At 39.5% G+C, this 15,110-nt stretch carries 17 protein-coding genes; 8 read left to right on the forward strand and 9 right to left on the reverse strand.

The window, feature by feature from the left end; all coding sequences use genetic code 11:
- Nucleotides 1-305 precede the first annotated feature (305 nt).
- The 4 genes from NSQ99_RS06160 to NSQ99_RS06175 all read left to right on the forward strand — a co-directional run bounded on the left by NSQ99_RS06160 (nucleotide 306) and on the right by NSQ99_RS06175 (nucleotide 2,549).
- The gene (locus NSQ99_RS06160; RefSeq protein ID WP_251667957.1) at nucleotides 306-650 is read left to right on the forward strand and encodes a YojF family protein; all 345 of its coding nucleotides are present in this window, start codon (nucleotides 306-308) and stop codon (nucleotides 648-650) included.
- A gap of 12 nt (nucleotides 651-662) precedes the next feature.
- Nucleotides 663-1,319 (forward strand): bacillithiol biosynthesis deacetylase BshB2, encoded by a 657-nt coding sequence (gene bshB2 / locus NSQ99_RS06165; protein ID WP_340835763.1) that lies wholly within the window; start codon nucleotides 663-665, stop codon nucleotides 1,317-1,319.
- A 68-nt stretch (nucleotides 1,320-1,387) separates the two neighbouring features.
- Nucleotides 1,388-1,909 carry a DUF402 domain-containing protein gene (locus NSQ99_RS06170; protein WP_340835765.1) on the forward strand — a complete coding sequence of 174 codons (522 nt, stop codon included), beginning with the start codon at nucleotides 1,388-1,390 and terminating at the stop codon, nucleotides 1,907-1,909.
- Nucleotides 1,910-1,964: 55 nt separating this feature from the next.
- Nucleotides 1,965-2,549: a sugar O-acetyltransferase gene (locus NSQ99_RS06175; RefSeq protein ID WP_340835767.1), complete on the forward strand. Its 585-nt coding sequence runs from the start codon at nucleotides 1,965-1,967 to the stop codon at nucleotides 2,547-2,549.
- A gap of 704 nt (nucleotides 2,550-3,253) precedes the next feature.
- Here the strand turns inward: NSQ99_RS06175 and NSQ99_RS06180 are convergent.
- The gene (locus NSQ99_RS06180) at nucleotides 3,254-4,213 is read right to left on the reverse strand and encodes an IS30 family transposase (RefSeq protein ID WP_340834498.1); all 960 of its coding nucleotides are present in this window, start codon (nucleotides 4,211-4,213) and stop codon (nucleotides 3,254-3,256) included.
- Between the two features lie 299 nt (nucleotides 4,214-4,512).
- On the opposite strand from NSQ99_RS06180, the gene NSQ99_RS06185 reads away from it, so the two are divergent.
- Together NSQ99_RS06185 and NSQ99_RS06190 are read left to right on the forward strand one after the other, a co-directional pair.
- Nucleotides 4,513-5,238 (forward strand): hypothetical protein, encoded by a 726-nt coding sequence (locus NSQ99_RS06185; RefSeq protein WP_251667963.1) that lies wholly within the window; start codon nucleotides 4,513-4,515, stop codon nucleotides 5,236-5,238.
- Between the two features lie 60 nt (nucleotides 5,239-5,298).
- Complete coding sequence (locus NSQ99_RS06190) at nucleotides 5,299-5,859, forward strand: hypothetical protein (protein WP_251667965.1); 561 nt, start codon at nucleotides 5,299-5,301, stop codon at nucleotides 5,857-5,859.
- 295 nt (nucleotides 5,860-6,154) lie between these two features.
- On the opposite strand, the gene NSQ99_RS06195 is transcribed toward NSQ99_RS06190, so the two are convergent.
- From NSQ99_RS06195 to NSQ99_RS06230, 8 genes are all read right to left on the reverse strand, one after another.
- Entirely contained in the window at nucleotides 6,155-6,481 is a 327-nt protein-coding gene (locus tag NSQ99_RS06195; RefSeq protein WP_340838738.1) for a single-stranded DNA-binding protein, read from the reverse strand.
- 302 nt (nucleotides 6,482-6,783) lie between these two features.
- The gene (mnhG, locus tag NSQ99_RS06200; RefSeq protein ID WP_340835768.1) at nucleotides 6,784-7,164 is read right to left on the reverse strand and encodes a monovalent cation/H(+) antiporter subunit G; all 381 of its coding nucleotides are present in this window, start codon (nucleotides 7,162-7,164) and stop codon (nucleotides 6,784-6,786) included.
- A complete protein-coding gene (locus NSQ99_RS06205; protein WP_340835769.1) occupies nucleotides 7,157-7,441 on the reverse strand; it encodes a Na(+)/H(+) antiporter subunit F1 in 285 nt (94 codons plus the stop codon). Before NSQ99_RS06205 ends, mnhG begins: the two co-directional genes overlap by 8 nt.
- Nucleotides 7,441-7,917 (reverse strand): Na+/H+ antiporter subunit E, encoded by a 477-nt coding sequence (locus NSQ99_RS06210; RefSeq protein ID WP_340835770.1) that lies wholly within the window; start codon nucleotides 7,915-7,917, stop codon nucleotides 7,441-7,443. The genes NSQ99_RS06205 and NSQ99_RS06210 overlap by 1 nt, the downstream gene beginning before the upstream one ends.
- Before the next feature lie 39 nt (nucleotides 7,918-7,956).
- Complete coding sequence (locus NSQ99_RS06215; RefSeq protein WP_340835771.1) at nucleotides 7,957-9,435, reverse strand: Na+/H+ antiporter subunit D; 1,479 nt, start codon at nucleotides 9,433-9,435, stop codon at nucleotides 7,957-7,959.
- Nucleotides 9,428-9,766 carry a Na(+)/H(+) antiporter subunit C gene (locus tag NSQ99_RS06220; protein ID WP_251667980.1) on the reverse strand — a complete coding sequence of 113 codons (339 nt, stop codon included), beginning with the start codon at nucleotides 9,764-9,766 and terminating at the stop codon, nucleotides 9,428-9,430. The genes NSQ99_RS06215 and NSQ99_RS06220 overlap by 8 nt, the downstream gene beginning before the upstream one ends.
- Entirely contained in the window at nucleotides 9,766-10,191 is a 426-nt protein-coding gene (locus tag NSQ99_RS06225) for a monovalent cation/H+ antiporter subunit B (RefSeq protein ID WP_251667982.1), read from the reverse strand. Before NSQ99_RS06225 ends, NSQ99_RS06220 begins: the two co-directional genes overlap by 1 nt.
- Before the next feature lie 2 nt (nucleotides 10,192-10,193).
- Entirely contained in the window at nucleotides 10,194-12,593 is a 2,400-nt protein-coding gene (locus NSQ99_RS06230) for a Na+/H+ antiporter subunit A (protein WP_340835773.1), read from the reverse strand.
- A 108-nt stretch (nucleotides 12,594-12,701) separates the two neighbouring features.
- On the opposite strand from NSQ99_RS06230, the gene NSQ99_RS06235 reads away from it, so the two are divergent.
- Together NSQ99_RS06235 and NSQ99_RS06240 are read left to right on the forward strand one after the other, a co-directional pair.
- Nucleotides 12,702-13,355: a histidine kinase gene (locus tag NSQ99_RS06235; RefSeq protein WP_251667986.1), complete on the forward strand. Its 654-nt coding sequence runs from the start codon at nucleotides 12,702-12,704 to the stop codon at nucleotides 13,353-13,355.
- Between the two features lie 322 nt (nucleotides 13,356-13,677).
- Nucleotides 13,678-15,042: an ABC transporter substrate-binding protein gene (locus NSQ99_RS06240; RefSeq protein WP_340835774.1), complete on the forward strand. Its 1,365-nt coding sequence runs from the start codon at nucleotides 13,678-13,680 to the stop codon at nucleotides 15,040-15,042.
- Nucleotides 15,043-15,110 lie beyond the last annotated feature (68 nt).

A 15,110-nucleotide genomic window follows, 5' to 3' on the forward strand; every position in this document is an offset into this window, starting at 1 on the left:
AAGTAAGGCAAAAAATTCAGCCCAGCGCTAACATGACAACAAAACCGAAGCGCATAAACAGAAACGGCATCAAGAGAGTAGAGACAAAGGTTAGAGCAAGAAAGTATAGCTAAATGTTTAGAGAGCTTCAGCAGTGCAGTAGGGTCGAGCAGCAAAGCAATTCATGACCTGATTTCTCCCTGCAGATAAATCTGCTAAGGAGGATTCAGGTCATTTTTTGCTATCGTGCACTATGTATTCGAGATATAAAGGCGTATAATAGAAAGGTAAACTGCTGAGGCAATAGAAAAAGGGAGGATAACAGGATGATCCCAATACAAAAAGATGCCATTCAGAAGCAATTAGATGCCTTTGCGAATGAGCCTTTATATATTCATTTGGAGCTAACGATGGGCGCTTATGCTGCGCATTTTGACAGCAGCAAGCATCCGGCAGCGAACTTTATACGTAATGCCGTCATTCAGTATTCACAAGGCTCCATTGAAGGACATGGTCCGTACCGTGTAGGACTGAAGCTAGAGCATGGATGGGTGTATGCGGAAGGTTTAACACATGCTGTGGAGGATGAGGATGGACGTATTATCCTTGCAGGGATTAATTCGGAGGGCAAGCTTGTTGTAGCTTTCCAGCTTAGCAAGCAGCCATTCTAGGAGGGAAGCTGAATGTCAGAAAAGATTTTAGTTGTATTTCCACATCCAGATGATGAAGCATTCGGATTGTCAGGCACATTAGCTAAATTTGTAGCTGAAGGTGCACAGGTAACTTATGCATGCTTGACGCTTGGGGAAATGGGACGTGCCTTAGGCAACCCACCTATTGCCAATCGAGAGTCGTTGCCGCTTATCCGCAAGGAAGAGCTAATCGCATCATGCCAAGCGATCGGTATTCAAGATCTTCGCATGCTTGGCTTTATGGATAAAACGGTTGAATTTGAGCCTAGGGAAGTGGTAGATGCAGCCATTCGCAGCATCTACCAGGAAGTAAAGCCGACGTTAGTATTTACATTCTTTCCAGGCTACAGCGTGCATCCGGATCATGATGCAACAGGCGCATCAGTCATCCGCGTGCTGCAGGAGGTTCCTGCTGAAGAGAGACCAAAGGTACTGTGCATCGGATTTTCTCACAATATGGTTCAAGACAACGGCGAGCCGGATGTATCGATTGATATAACAGATTATCTCGTCCAAAAAAGAAATGCAATTGCTGCACATCAATCTCAATTTCAAATTAGTGAAATGTTTGGTAATGAAGACATTCATTCTGAAGAGGTTAAGCAACGCTTCGGAAAAGAAAAGTTTTGGACGTATTCATTTCAATAGGATTCAGTAAAGAGGAGCATGCTCAGGCTTGCTCCTCTTCTTTGAGGAGTGCTGCATGAAACAAATTAATGGAGGGAAGTATGGGGACACCAGTAACGATTCGAGCTTATAAATATGGAGAACGTCTTCATTATGAATGGCCAGCTGAAGTGATCAAGCAAACGGATGATTATGTTATGGTTTTATGCAGGGCAGGCCGAACATTTACGCATCATACAAAAGGAAAAACCTTTACGATGCCCTATCCATCGATAGAGCTATTTTTTCTTAAGGAATGGTATACCGTTGCAATTACGTTTCAAAGTGCAGATCGATTGATGTATTACTGTAACATCGCCCAGCCTTCAGTATTAGATGATCAAGTCCTGTCCTTTGTAGATCTTGACTTGGACTATATCAAAGAGCCGGATGAGTCGTGGAAGGTCGTAGACGAGGAAGAGTTTATCGCTCATCAGCAGCAATTTGGCTATTCTCCACAATTGGTCGCTCGCGCGGAGCAAGCGCTTGAAGAGCTGAAGCAATTAATTGAAGGAGAGCAGTTTCCTTTCAATGGTGAGATCGATGCTCATCTTCTTGAAAGCGTGCTATAATGTAAATTAATAGTGAGTAGGTTACTATTCTTTGTAAAAAGGAGAGAATAACACTATGAAATCGGAAAAAGAAAAAATGTTAAATCAAGAATATTACATATGTTGGGACGAAGAGCTAACCGAAGAAAGAGAAAGAGCGAAAGATTTATTATTTGAATTTAATAAGTTGAAGCCTTCGGAACGCAAAGAAAGAAACCAAATTATTAAAAAGTTGTTTCATACGGTAGGAGAAAATGCGTGGATTGAATCACCTTTTAACTGTGATTATGGCTATAACATTACAATTGGAGATAATTTCTATGCGAACACCAACTGTACCATTTTGGATTGTGCAAAGGTTACGATTGGAAACAATGTGTTGATTGGTCCTAATGTTAGTTTATATACACCCAACCATGCTATAGATGCAGATGAGCGTAAGGCTGGCTACGAGAGATCATTGCCTATTACTATAGGAGATAATGTATGGATTGGTGGTTCTGTTACGATTGTTCCAGGAGTGACAATTGGTGACAATGCTATTATTGGTGCAGGAAGTGTTGTAACTAAAGATATACCTGCAAAAGTGATTGCAGCAGGTGTACCATGCAGAGTGATGAGGCCTATAACTGAAAAGGATAATAAAGGACTGAGAATATAAAATAATAGATTAGTTGATTAAGGATGAATTTGGAACCTCTTGAACCTAACGTAAAATGGCTCGACTTGTAAGTGAATATAGTCAAAGGTTAACGCGGACTGACCATTTGGAATAATGAAACCGCAATGAGATAACATAGAGATAGTGAGTATCGTAAAAGTCGATTGGATTTATCTTACCCTGCAAGTTACGATAGTACATAACAATAACTGTAATTACAAAGGATTACTAGAAAATAATCAATTTTTTTGTAAATAACCTCTAGAATAACACATCTATTCCTTCTACAGCTGCTAGCACGGATAATGTATTTGATTTATATAAAATTCGAAAACGCAAAACCGATCAGACTATTGTCTGATCGGTTTTGTTTATTTTTAGTTTAATTTTTAGTAATCAATAACCACTCAACAAACTTTACAACAGAAGTAATTATAAATAATAGAATTTACGAAGAACCTTAAATAAAAAATAAGCAACTACGATCACTATGAATATAAGAAAGACGGGATGATTTAAGAAAAACTCAATCATAATTTATCACCTCGTCTTCATAGAATCCATTTTCTTCACTACTTGTTATAAAGACAAAGTATAGTACATTCCCCTTATCTTAAAAAATATTTTGGTCATATAATCTACGATACACTTGTCTTCAAACTGCCTAGGGCCAGTCTACAACTTTGTTTTACAGTGATAGATTGTCAAGCTAAGTGCGACAACTCGTCCATAATCGCTTCGTGAGAAGTTTTCCAACCTAGACATTTACGTGGTCTATGGTTGATTAAATCTAAAGCACATTCAAGTTCAGCTTGATCTATCGTGTTTAAGTCGAACTTCTTAGGAAAGAATTCTCTGAGAAGCCCATTGGCATTTTCGTTACTGCCTCTTTGCCAAGATGAATAAGGATCAGCAAAGTAAACCATCAAGCCGTGCTCTTCTAACAATGCTTGATGGCAAGCGAATTCCTTCCCACGGTCAACGGTAGCTGTAAACATAGGTAAAGCAAGCTCTTCTAAAGCCGTAGCAACAGCTTTCTCCATAGACAAGGCTGAACGGTCAGGCATTTTTACAGCGTAGTAATAGCGTGTTTTTCGTTCGACAAAGGTAGCCAAGCAGCCTTTACTTTTACCACGGCTAGAAACGACAGTATCAAGCTCCCAATGACCAAAGGTTTCACGTTGCTTCACTTCTTTTGGACGTTGCCTGATGGATAATCCAAGATTAAAGCGACCTCTGCTTTCACGAGGCTTTCTACGCTTTCCCTTGTGTCGCAAGAAGATGGTGTTTCCTTGGACGAGCTTCCCCTGGTAAATCCAGCGATAGATGGTCTTAAAGGATACCGCGTGCTCAGGATCGTCTTGTTTCATTCGACCTTCAATTTGTTCTGGAGACCATGTTGCAGCCAGAGTTTGAGTAAGGTAATGTGCTCTGTCTTTGTTCCACTTTCCTTTTGGTTTACTTTGCATCCGCTTGTGCTGATAATCGGCTTGTGCGTCGCTAGCCTCATAAGTAGAAGAGTGGTTATTCATGCGTTGTATTTCACGAGAAACCGTAGAATGGTGGCGCTTGATCTGCTGTGCAATGGCTCTTGCACTCCATCCTAAATGTAATAATGTTTCTATTTTTGTACGCTCGTTTATGGTAAGATGTGTATAGCTCATGACGAGTTCTCCTTGTAGGTGGTGTCTGGTAACTTCATTCTACACGAATTCGTCATGAGTTATTTTTTTAGGTGTCGCACTTCATATTACAATCTTTCCAGTATAATACTTAAATTTCAATAAAACATGAATTACAGCAAAAGGTTACAAAAAATATAACTATAAGTGAATAATATAGGAATTTATACAAATAATTCTTGTGTTTGATTAATTTATATGATAATTTATAGAAGTATTTTCAAAAAAATGGAAGGAGTTAAATGTTTTATTAAATTTACAAAAAAAATGGAGGAAATTTAATGAAAATGATAATCAGGAAAATATTGGTATCTAGCTTGATCGCAACAACACTTGTTTCAGGAAGTTCTCTTGTAAGCGCAGGTTCATTTTATTCTGAGGAAGAGAAGCAAGATTGGCGTGAATCTTATGAGCTATCTAAACGGAATAACTTTATTGAAAAAAATGATATAATTGACGAGGTTCATTCTAAGGGAATAATTAGACCTTATGCAGATTTGCCTGGGACAGGTTCTCTGGATGTGAAGACGGTTACATATGCTTGGTATGGTGCACCAATAGTTCAAGATGAAAAAACGGGAAAGTTTGATCTAATAAAAGATATTACAGTAACAATCTTGGGAACACTAACTACTTCTGTTAGAGCATTGATTTTATCGATTTTTGACATAACATTATCTAATATTGATGTTCAACAATCTGCAAAAGCAGAAACAAAGATTTCTTATAATTTCCCTACCAAACAAGGACTTGTGTATTACAATAACAAATGGAATCTTCATTTTGAGAGCACAAATCGAAATACTTACAAGCATTATTCTGGTTACTATCATGATACTAATAAGAATGTCCGCCAGGCACAAAAAGATTTCGTTCCTGCTACAGGATATTCTGCAATAAGAGTGGAGGCTGCACCTAATTATTACAACCACTCTTACATTATGAATCAAGCTTACTTGAACTATTTACAGGATAAGAAATACTCCGACGAAGATTGGATGGATTAGTTTTAAATAATAAGAGACCTGCTTAAATGCAGGTCTCAATATTAGAATGGAGAGTCAACGATGAAAAAACAAATAATTACCACGCTCATTTTAATATTACTTTTAATTCCTGTGGGATGTTCAAACGATGAACATTCAGATGCTAAAGCAACGTATGTTTCTGAAGCTAGCGATTTAATAAATTTTATGAAAAATGATCCTTATGAAAACAATCCGAATAATTACTCCTTAATAAATACTTCCAAACTATTAATTGAAGAAGATGCAGTACGGTTAGAGTATGAGATTTTTATACAAGATCCAAAAGTAATTATGAAGGAAGTAATAATGTCCTTCCATTTAGCAGATGATATGATGAATTATTTGAATGCAAATAACGTTTTTCACACAAACACAGATTATGACAATTCTTTTGACATTACTCCTGCTGGTGAAGTAGAAGGTGCAAGTTTATCTAGAGCCTTTGTATTGGAACCAACAAAAATTGACGATAAAATACTAAGTATATATGAGACAATATACATTAAAATTTCTTATACTGTAGATAGTGAACGGATTGAAGATTACTTTAAAATGAAAATATCGCCTTCTCCAGAACTTGAGGCATACTTAATAAATTGATAACTCTATTGTAACTGTATGAATATTAACAACAATGATTAGGATTTTCTTTTCTTAAAGCATATATTTTATAGTACTTGATAGTAACTGAGCCAATTCGAACTATTTGAATTGGTTCTCTTTTTGAAAAATATGCATAGCTACGTAATAAGGTATATTTACACTATACAGATATGAACAGGGGCAGAACGGAAGATCGTCTTCAGAGATATCGAACGGATGAAAGCCATTAAAAAAGAGTCTTTGATGTTGCTTCATGATTGAGAAAGGGACAAGCACCACTATCAACTTATCGTTACTGCCATCTCGATTCGACACTAATGTTATCGGCAATGATCTCTGTAACGAATACTTTTTTCAACTCGTTGTTCTCGTAGTTCCAAACTCGTATACGACCTTCAACTACAGTTAAATGACCTTTATATAAAAAAATTACACATGTCTCAGCTAACTGTCTCCATGTAACAACTGGAATAAAATCGATTCTCACTCTCCATCTAAAAAACGACCGATCTATAACTTTAGTGAACTGAGTCACTTCTAAACGGCTTGGAATAGGTGAACCTATGTTATCACCAGCCTTTCCCTCCTTAGTAAAGTGCGTGCGATTTACACCGCACACGGCACGCCATCGCAACAAATTCCAATGTATTACAGTTTCAACTCAAGAGTTATCAGCATCTGAGCGACAATTACAATTAACTACACTATTAAATCTCTAATTTCACCTGTTTATTGAGTTTCGCTCTGTAACTCTCGACTTACTTATTAACTTGTGTCTGTGTGCAACAAATCTTTTGATTTTATGAAATAATTAACATTCAATTAAATATTGCTAAGTCAAAAAAATAAGGGCTGACTCGGCGTTAGGTTCATTAACGACGGGTCAGCCCAATTTCATTGTGACATATTCTTAGAATTAGATTAACTTTCGGCTTCAACCGGCCTTACCATTTCTTCCTCCATCGCTTCCTTGCTATGCAGCTTCTTCAGATCATCCTGGACACTGATCGGAGCTAGCGGCGAACCGTAGCGATGAGCAGAGCGTATTATCAGATGACCTGCTAGTGGCGCTGTGAAGAAAACGAACACGATACCAAGCAGTAGACGAATACTGGATACGCCGTGCGTAAATAAGAAGTAAATAAAGCCCCCAAGTAATATCGAAAGTATCCCTAGCGTGGCACTTTTCGTTGAAGCGTGCGCACGATTGTAAACGTCAGGCAGACGAAGGAGACCAAGTGAGCTGATTAAGCTCATTGCAGTGCCAACGAGAATAAGCAGAGCGACAATCCACTCAATCATTGCGTTTCCGTCCAATGACGACACCCCTTTCCATATAACGGCTTAGGGCAATTGTACTTAAAAAAGCCAATATACCTATTAATAATATCGTTTCTAAATAAGCGTGTGAATCGAGATATATCGATAAGACAGCAACGATTCCAATGACAATATAACCGATAGAATCAAGTGCTAAGATACGGTCATGTACAGTTGGACCTTTAATAATTCGATACAATGTGAGGAGAAGTGAGACCGTAAGCAAAAACATAGCTATTAGCATAATTTTATCAAACATTATCTCATCACCTCGATTATCGCTTTTTCAAATCTTTTTTTCGTCTTCATAATGTTGTTTTTGAAATCATCAGCATCCATGGCGTGTATAAAAAGCACTTGCGCCTTTTGATCAATTTCCATAACGACAGAGCCTGGCGTTAGAGTGATCAGTGCGACAAGCAGGGAAATTTCAAGATCGGACTCGAGCACCGTTGTTGTACGAAAGATCCCTGGCTTGATTTTAATTTTCGGTCTCATAATCTCTTTTAGTACAGTAATGCTTGATTTGAATAGCTCTATGATGAACAAGAGCAGCAGCTTAATCACTGCAATTGCCTTTTTTCCGTAGAAAGGTACTGGAAAAAAGCGCCTCATCGAGGATATAATGGCGAAGCCAATCACATAGCCCACAGTAAAGCTTACTACATCCCAGTTCTCATTGAGCAGCATCCAAGTAATCGCAATTAACAGGTTAATTAAAATCTGTGTTGTCATAGATTTACACTTCCCTTTTACTTAGGTTGAATCAAGGACTTATTGCTTGAGAACAGCCTCGATATATAGGTTTGGATTGACCATGACCTCGGTTGCTTGAGCAACGTATGTATTTACCCATTCGGCGCCAAGACCCATTGCTACAATACAAACAACTAATATCGTCCCTGGAAGCAGTGCGTGCTTACCTGTGGAGTATTCCTGCCCTTCGCTCATTAAGGTTTCACCCCAGAAGCTGTGAATAAATATTTTCAATATAGAATAAAGCACCATTAAGCTAGTGATTAAGCCGATAATGGATACAGCAAGCTCGTCGGCAGCAATTGCACCTTTCAACACCATGACCTTGCCAATAAAGCCGCTTAACGGTGGAACGCCTGCTAGCGCGAGCATTCCGATAAAGAAGAGCCATCCGAGCAGTGGACGGAATAAGATAAGTCCACTAAATTCCTTCAGCTTGTCTGTGCCGAATATATTGATGATTGCTCCACCTGTAATAAAGATCAGCGCTTTAGACAGCATATCATGAATTAAGTAGTAGAAAGAACCGCTTAAGGATTGCTCTGTACCAACCGCAACCCCGAATAAGATGAAGCCGACAGAGATAATGACATTATAGGATAGAATCTTTTTGATCTCCCAATGCGATACTGCCCCCAATGCCCCCAATATCATCGTGAGCGCCGCCATCCATAGCATTACCGTATGCGTAATTTCTGGCTTGTGATAGAACAGCAGCGTGAATGTGCGGATGATGGTATAGACCCCGACCTTCGTAAGCAATGCGGCAAACAATGCAGCAATAGGCGGAGGTGGTGCACTATATGAGCCCGGTAGCCAGAAGAACAGTAAGAGTCCTGATTTCAATCCGAATACTGTCAAATACAAAAAGCTGATGGCAGTCAGTAAACCATCTTGACCAGCTAAAGCGATTCGTTCTGAGAGATGCGCTAAATTCAGCGTACCAGTCGCAGCATACAGATAAGCGGTAGCAATAACAAAAAGCGTTGAAGCTATGATGTTAATGATGACATACTTCATGGACTCGCGCAGCTGAATCTTTCTACCGCCCAAGGCAATGAGCACATAGGATGAAATCAGCATAACCTCAAAAAATACGAAGAGGTTAAAAATATCTCCTGTTAAAAAGCTACCGTTGACTCCAGTTAGCAAGACAAGAATCATCGGATATACAAAGTGCTTTTTATGGCCGGTGTCGATCGACTGAAAGCCGTAAAGCAAGCACATGAGTGTCACAAAGCTCGCTACAGCAACTAAGACGACAGCTAGCATATCACCAACTAGAACGATACCGAATGGTGCAGACCAACCGCCTAATTCGAGTACTAGGATTTGTTCGGTTGATACATAGTAAACGGTAAAGAGTGAGACGCCAATCGTTGCGAGAAGACTGAGCACGGTAAGCCACTGCTGCAGCTTAATGCGATCGCGGAAGAAAACGAGCACCATTGCCATTAACAGTGGGATAATGATCGGGTAAATTAATAAATTACTCATGCGACTCTCCTCTCAGCTTTTTCATGTTGTCTGTTCCCAGCTCAATATATGTGCGGTAGCCGAGAACGAGCAGCAGTGCTGTAAGTGCAAAGCTGATAACAATGGATGTTAAGATTAGCGCTTGTGGAATGGGATCAGTATAGGCATCCGCATGCTCGCCAAGCAGAGGAGCAGCTCCTCGCTTTAGACCGTTGATGGCCATAAGCATCATGTGTGTAGCGTGACTGAATAATGTGATACCAAGTACAATGCGCAAAAAGTTTTTATTTAATATGAGATAAGTAGCTATCGTAAAAAGGATGCCAGATAATATAATCATAAACGTTTCCATTAGATGTCATCCTCACTTATGCTTGTAATAATTGTCATCGTAGTACCGACAACACACATATATACCCCAAGGTCAAATATCATTGCGGTTGTAAGCTCAGTATTCCCTAGAAATGGGAGCTCAACATATTTGAATGTTTGCGATAGAAAAGGCACGCCAAGCACGAGTGACCCCACACCAGTTAATACAGATACTAGAACACCGGTTGCAGCAAGCTTCTTATAATCTACAGGGAAGACCTCCTGAACGGTCTGCAGATCGAAAGCAATATAAAGCAGAACTAGAGCAGAGGCCGTTATTAGACCTCCGATAAACCCTCCACCCGGATTATTGTGACCCGCAAACAGTACATATATGGAGAACGTCATGATGATAAAAACTAAAATTTTTGTAGCTGTTTGTAAATATACATCGGTGAACTTCATGTCTAATCATTCCTTCCTGCATAGCGTAGCTTAATATACGTATAGATTCCAATACCTGCAGAGAAGAGAACGACAATCTCCAGCATTGTATCAAAGGCACGGAAATCAACAAGAATTGCATTGACGATATTTTTAGCGCCAGCTAGTTCGTAGGAATTTGAAAAGTATTCAGCAATCGGCTCGAATACACGATAGCCGTAAGCGGATAATCCTAACAAAGTAAATGTTAAGCCTACACCAATTGCGATGATGGCATTCGTCAGCTTGAAACGGATCGACTCTACGCCTGCCTTCATTTTTGGCAGGAAGTAGAAGCACAATAGGAACAACGCAGTCGAGATCGTTTCAACGACAAGCTGAGTTAGTGCCAGATCCGGTGCTCGGAAAATAACAAAGAATAGTGATATCGTAAAGCCAATTACGCCAATGCCCATAATAGACATTAAACGCGAAGTTGAGAAAAGAACAAAGACTGCTGCGATGACCGTTGCGATACCCAGCATAAGCTCATACCATTCAATCGGCGAATCCTGAGACATATCTAGAACAAAGGAGCCGGTACCAATTAGCGTGGCTAACGCCGCAATAATAAGGAATGAAAAGATATAGCTTAAATAATGAGTAGTTGAACCAGTCATATATGATTTTGTAATGCGCGTTGCCGTCTTCTCCATTCCTTCAATCGCTTTATCGTAAAGTGTAAATAAGTTTAGGTGTCTTGGAATTAAGTCGAAAACCGGAGTTTTCCACTTTTCATACGTAAGGTAAAGCCATGTTCCAATCAATATAATACCAATCGTCATGACAAGCTCAAGATTAAAACCATGCCAAGCACTAATATGGACATGCCAGTTAGGATTCTCTATAAATAACGGTGCAATTGGTGCCATTTCCTTTACGGTTGGTTCAATAATTGAAGTATCGACCAAGCCAGGGAAGAAAAATAATGCGATCGCTAGTATAGAAAGTACTGCAGGTGATACTAACATTCCGAAAGGCGGCTCATGTGGTTTCTTATCTAATAAATCTGCATGATAGGTGCCCGTGAACGATTTGAAAATAATGATCATACAGTAGATAAAGGTGAAAATACTAGCTATCCATGCAATGATCGGAATGATCGTAATCCACGCATTTGAATGCTCTGCAAGCGTTAATACGCTCGTAAAGAACATCTCCTTACTAATAAACCCACTAAAAGGCGGTAGACCAGCCATTGAGAATGCACCAATCATCGTAAATGTAAATGATATCGGCATCAGATGCATAATGCCACCCAATTTACGAATATCTCGAGTACCTGTCTCATGGTCAAGAATACCTACCATCATAAATAGGCTTCCCTTAAACACAGAGTGATTAATTAAGTGGAAGATGGCAGCAACGAAAGCGGCGATGAAATACTCGCTATAAGGAGCATAGTTGCTATTCATTGACAGCGATCCGACACCTAACAAGCTCATAATTAAGCCTAGCTGGCTAATTGTGGAATATGCGAGCAGCGCCTTTAAGTCATACTGCTTCAATGCGTTGAATGAGCCCATGGCTAGAGTAACGACACCAACGATAATTATCGTCCATGACCATTCCAAAAACGCACCAAAGATCGGTGTTAACCGTGCTACAAGATATACTCCAGCTTTAACCATTGTAGCCGAGTGCAGGTAAGCACTAATTGGGGTTGGTGCTTCCATCGCATCTGGCAGCCAAATATGAAACGGAAACTGGGCTGACTTCGTAAATGCTCCTAACAGAATGAAAAACATTGCTGGAATAAACAGAGCATGTGTTGTAACGGTATCACCCATAGCAATGATCTCGCGAATGCTGAACGTTCCAGATGCAGCGTATAGAATGATGAAGCCAAGCAGCATAGAAAATCCGCCGGTCATCGTAATATACAATGCTTTTTGAGCACCATAGCGTGATCTCTTACGTTGATACCAGTATGCAATAAGTAAGAAGGAAGAAACGCTCGTTAATTCCCAGAAGCTGTATAGCAGCAGTAGATTATCTGATAACACCGAGCCAAGCATAGCTCCCATAAAGAGCATTAAGTAGGTGTAAAAATGGTTGAGTCGTTCACGATCCTTCGACAAATAAAAGATCGAATACAGTACGACAAGTGTGCCAATCCCCGTAATGAGTAATGCGAATAACAAGGAAAGACTATCTAAATAAAGTGTTAAACTTAACCCAATGGACGGAATCCACGGGACAGTTACAGTGATCGGATCAATCGCCTTGTTAATTGAAAAATATTGTATAAAGTATACAAACAAGGTGACCGGCACAACTAGAGCTATCCAGCCAGTATGTATAGCTCGAGTATATTTGTATAATAATGGTATTATTACAACAAATATAAAGGGCAGTAAAATCGCAAGATGTAAGGTCGACAAATAACTTCCTCCTTCATTAATTTCTATTTATTATACAATAACTTCATTGACAAGAGCACCCTAGTTATGTAGGCTAAAACTAATATTAAGTTGAGGTGAATAAATACCATGAAGACTACAGGTGTGAATGAATGCATACTGGTCTGTGTTTATTATGGACCAAACGGCGAACGACTTATTCGAAGAGGCGGTAAGCTCGCAGCTATGTTAGAATGCCCGCTATATGTGCTTACGGTTGACTCTCAACCTGAGGATGAGTGGAACATCGAAAAGATTCATTATATTGCAGCCTGGAAAAAGCTAGCTCACGAGCATGGCGCCGAATTTATAATTAAGTATAATGAAAAACGTCCAGTTGCAAAGGTTATTGGCGAAGTAGCCGCAGATAAAAAAATCACTCAGGTCGTACTCGGGCAAACTGCTCAAAATCGTTGGGAAGAGATTACGAAAGGCTCTTTCATTAATGTATTGCTAAATGAAATTCCATATGTAGATCTCCATATTATTTCTGTCTCACGCGATATTAAAAATGTTGATGGCTTTTACGAAAAAGGAATTCGTGCATATCTTCTTAAAGCTGATGAAGGCTACAAACTATGCTTTAACCATACCCAGCATGCCATCTATGAAGGTATTTTCTACAAAGAAGTAGGTACTGACTTCAACAACGGTCTTTTCAAATTTTTGAAGGATGAAGATATGATTGAAGTAAAAATAAAGGATGATTACGTAAAAGACATCAATCAGCATGTCAATATATAAATGCATAGCTTCAAGCATCGGCATACAAAGTCGCATCGTATTGTAATACGTTTGCGGCTTTTTTTCGTTTCATTTTTTTAAGGAAGCATAGGATAGTGACGTCATGGATACGCTATTAAATGACCACAGCACATTGACAAAATTATCGTGAATTCGACAAAGTTTACAGTGTCAGGCTAAATAAAAAGTTTTAAAAGGTAATTGTCATCAACTTGAAGCTATGATAGTATTGTGTCTATGGAATCGTTTTCGGTATCGTTTCCGAAAACCTTTTCGGATAACGCTTTCACTATTTATATTCATTTTAGAGGGGGATTTTAGAATGAAAAAGTTTAACAGAGTACTAAGTCTATTGCTTGTCGCTTCACTAGTATTTATTGCAGCTTGCGGCAACAACGATAAGAATGGTGGCAGCACTTCTTCAGGAGGCGGGGAGTCGATCTATTTCTTAAACTTTAAGCCTGAAATCGCAACGGTTTACGAGCAAATTGCGAAGGATTATGAAGCAGAAACAGGTGTTAAGGTTAAAGTAGTAACAGCAGCAGCAGGAACATATGAAACACGCTTGAAATCCGAAATGGCTAAGTCAGAAGCTCCAACGATTTTCCAAATCAACGGCCCAATTGGTTATAACGCTTGGAAGGATTACACGCTAGACCTTAAAGATACGAAGCTATACAGCTATCTTTCGGATCCAAGCCTTGCTGTAACGGATGGCGATGGCGTCTATGGTATTCCTTACGTTGTTGAAGGCTACGGTATTATCTACAACAACGCAATTATGGAGAATTACTTCGCTCTACCAAACAAAGCGACAGGCGTTAGTTCAATGGAGGAAGTTAATAATTTCGATACATTGAAAGCGGTTGTTGAAGATATGCAAGCAAATGCTGATGCGCTTGGCATTAAAGGTGTATTTGCTTCTACTTCTTTAAGTGCTGGCGAGCAATGGAGATGGCAAACGCATTTAGCGAACATTCCTTTATTCTATGAGTTCAACGATATCGGCGGCTATGACAGCACAGTGCTTGCTGGTCTAGAAGCAGATGAAATTAAGTTTACGTATGGCAACAACTTCAAAAACATTTTTGATCTATACATCAACAACTCAACGGTAAAACCAACACTATTAGGTTCAAAATCTGTTGCTGACTCCATGGCTGAGTTTGCACTTGGTCAAGCAGCTATGGTTCAAAACGGTAACTGGGCTTGGAATCAAATCGCTGAAGTTGGCGGTAACGTAGTGAATCAAGAGGATATTAAATTCCTGCCAATTTACACAGGTGTAGCTGGCGAAGAAACGCAAGGTCTTGCTATTGGAACAGAGAACTACTTAGCAATCAATAGCAAAGCATCGGAAGCGAAGCAACAAGCATCAGTTGCATTCCTAGAGTGGCTGTTCAGCAGTGACAAAGGTAAAGCATATGTAACGAATGATCTTGGCTTCATCGCACCATTCAATACGTTCACAGATGAAGAAAAGCCAGCAGATCCACTTGCAGCAGAAGTGATGGAATGGATGAACAAGGACACAACAGCTGTTGCTTGGACATTTGCGGCATTCCCAAGTGAAGACTTTAAGAATGACTTTGGTGACGCATTGCTTGAATACGCTCAAGGCTCTAAAACTTGGGAAGAGGTTTCAGCAGTTGTCGTAGAGTCGTGGAAAAACGAAAAAGCGAAGTAGTTTATGCGCGTAATGAAGCATATGTCACTATTCGGTTTACCGCATAGTGACATATGTCTTTACACGCT

Source organism: Paenibacillus sp. FSL W7-1287, assembly GCF_038004245.1.
Lineage (GTDB): Bacteria > Bacillota > Bacilli > Paenibacillales > Paenibacillaceae > Pristimantibacillus > Pristimantibacillus camelliae.

Coding starts and splice junctions, on each gene's coding strand:
- NSQ99_RS06160 (WP_251667957.1), top strand. CDS start 306: ATGATCCCAATACAAAAAGATGCCATTCAGAAGCAATTAGATGCCTTT.
- bshB2 (WP_340835763.1), top strand. CDS start 663: ATGTCAGAAAAGATTTTAGTTGTATTTCCACATCCAGATGATGAAGCA.
- NSQ99_RS06170 (WP_340835765.1), top strand. CDS start 1,388: ATGGAGGGAAGTATGGGGACACCAGTAACGATTCGAGCTTATAAATAT.
- NSQ99_RS06175 (WP_340835767.1), top strand. CDS start 1,965: ATGAAATCGGAAAAAGAAAAAATGTTAAATCAAGAATATTACATATGT.
- NSQ99_RS06180 (WP_340834498.1), bottom strand. CDS start 4,213: ATGAGCTATACACATCTTACCATAAACGAGCGTACAAAAATAGAAACA.
- NSQ99_RS06185 (WP_251667963.1), top strand. CDS start 4,513: ATGAAAATGATAATCAGGAAAATATTGGTATCTAGCTTGATCGCAACA.
- NSQ99_RS06190 (WP_251667965.1), top strand. CDS start 5,299: ATGAAAAAACAAATAATTACCACGCTCATTTTAATATTACTTTTAATT.
- mnhG (WP_340835768.1), bottom strand. CDS start 7,164: ATGATTGAGTGGATTGTCGCTCTGCTTATTCTCGTTGGCACTGCAATG.
- NSQ99_RS06205 (WP_340835769.1), bottom strand. CDS start 7,441: ATGTTTGATAAAATTATGCTAATAGCTATGTTTTTGCTTACGGTCTCA.
- NSQ99_RS06210 (WP_340835770.1), bottom strand. CDS start 7,917: ATGACAACACAGATTTTAATTAACCTGTTAATTGCGATTACTTGGATG.
- NSQ99_RS06215 (WP_340835771.1), bottom strand. CDS start 9,435: ATGAGTAATTTATTAATTTACCCGATCATTATCCCACTGTTAATGGCA.
- NSQ99_RS06220 (WP_251667980.1), bottom strand. CDS start 9,766: ATGGAAACGTTTATGATTATATTATCTGGCATCCTTTTTACGATAGCT.
- NSQ99_RS06225 (WP_251667982.1), bottom strand. CDS start 10,191: ATGAAGTTCACCGATGTATATTTACAAACAGCTACAAAAATTTTAGTT.
- NSQ99_RS06235 (WP_251667986.1), top strand. CDS start 12,702: ATGAAGACTACAGGTGTGAATGAATGCATACTGGTCTGTGTTTATTAT.
- NSQ99_RS06240 (WP_340835774.1), top strand. CDS start 13,678: ATGAAAAAGTTTAACAGAGTACTAAGTCTATTGCTTGTCGCTTCACTA.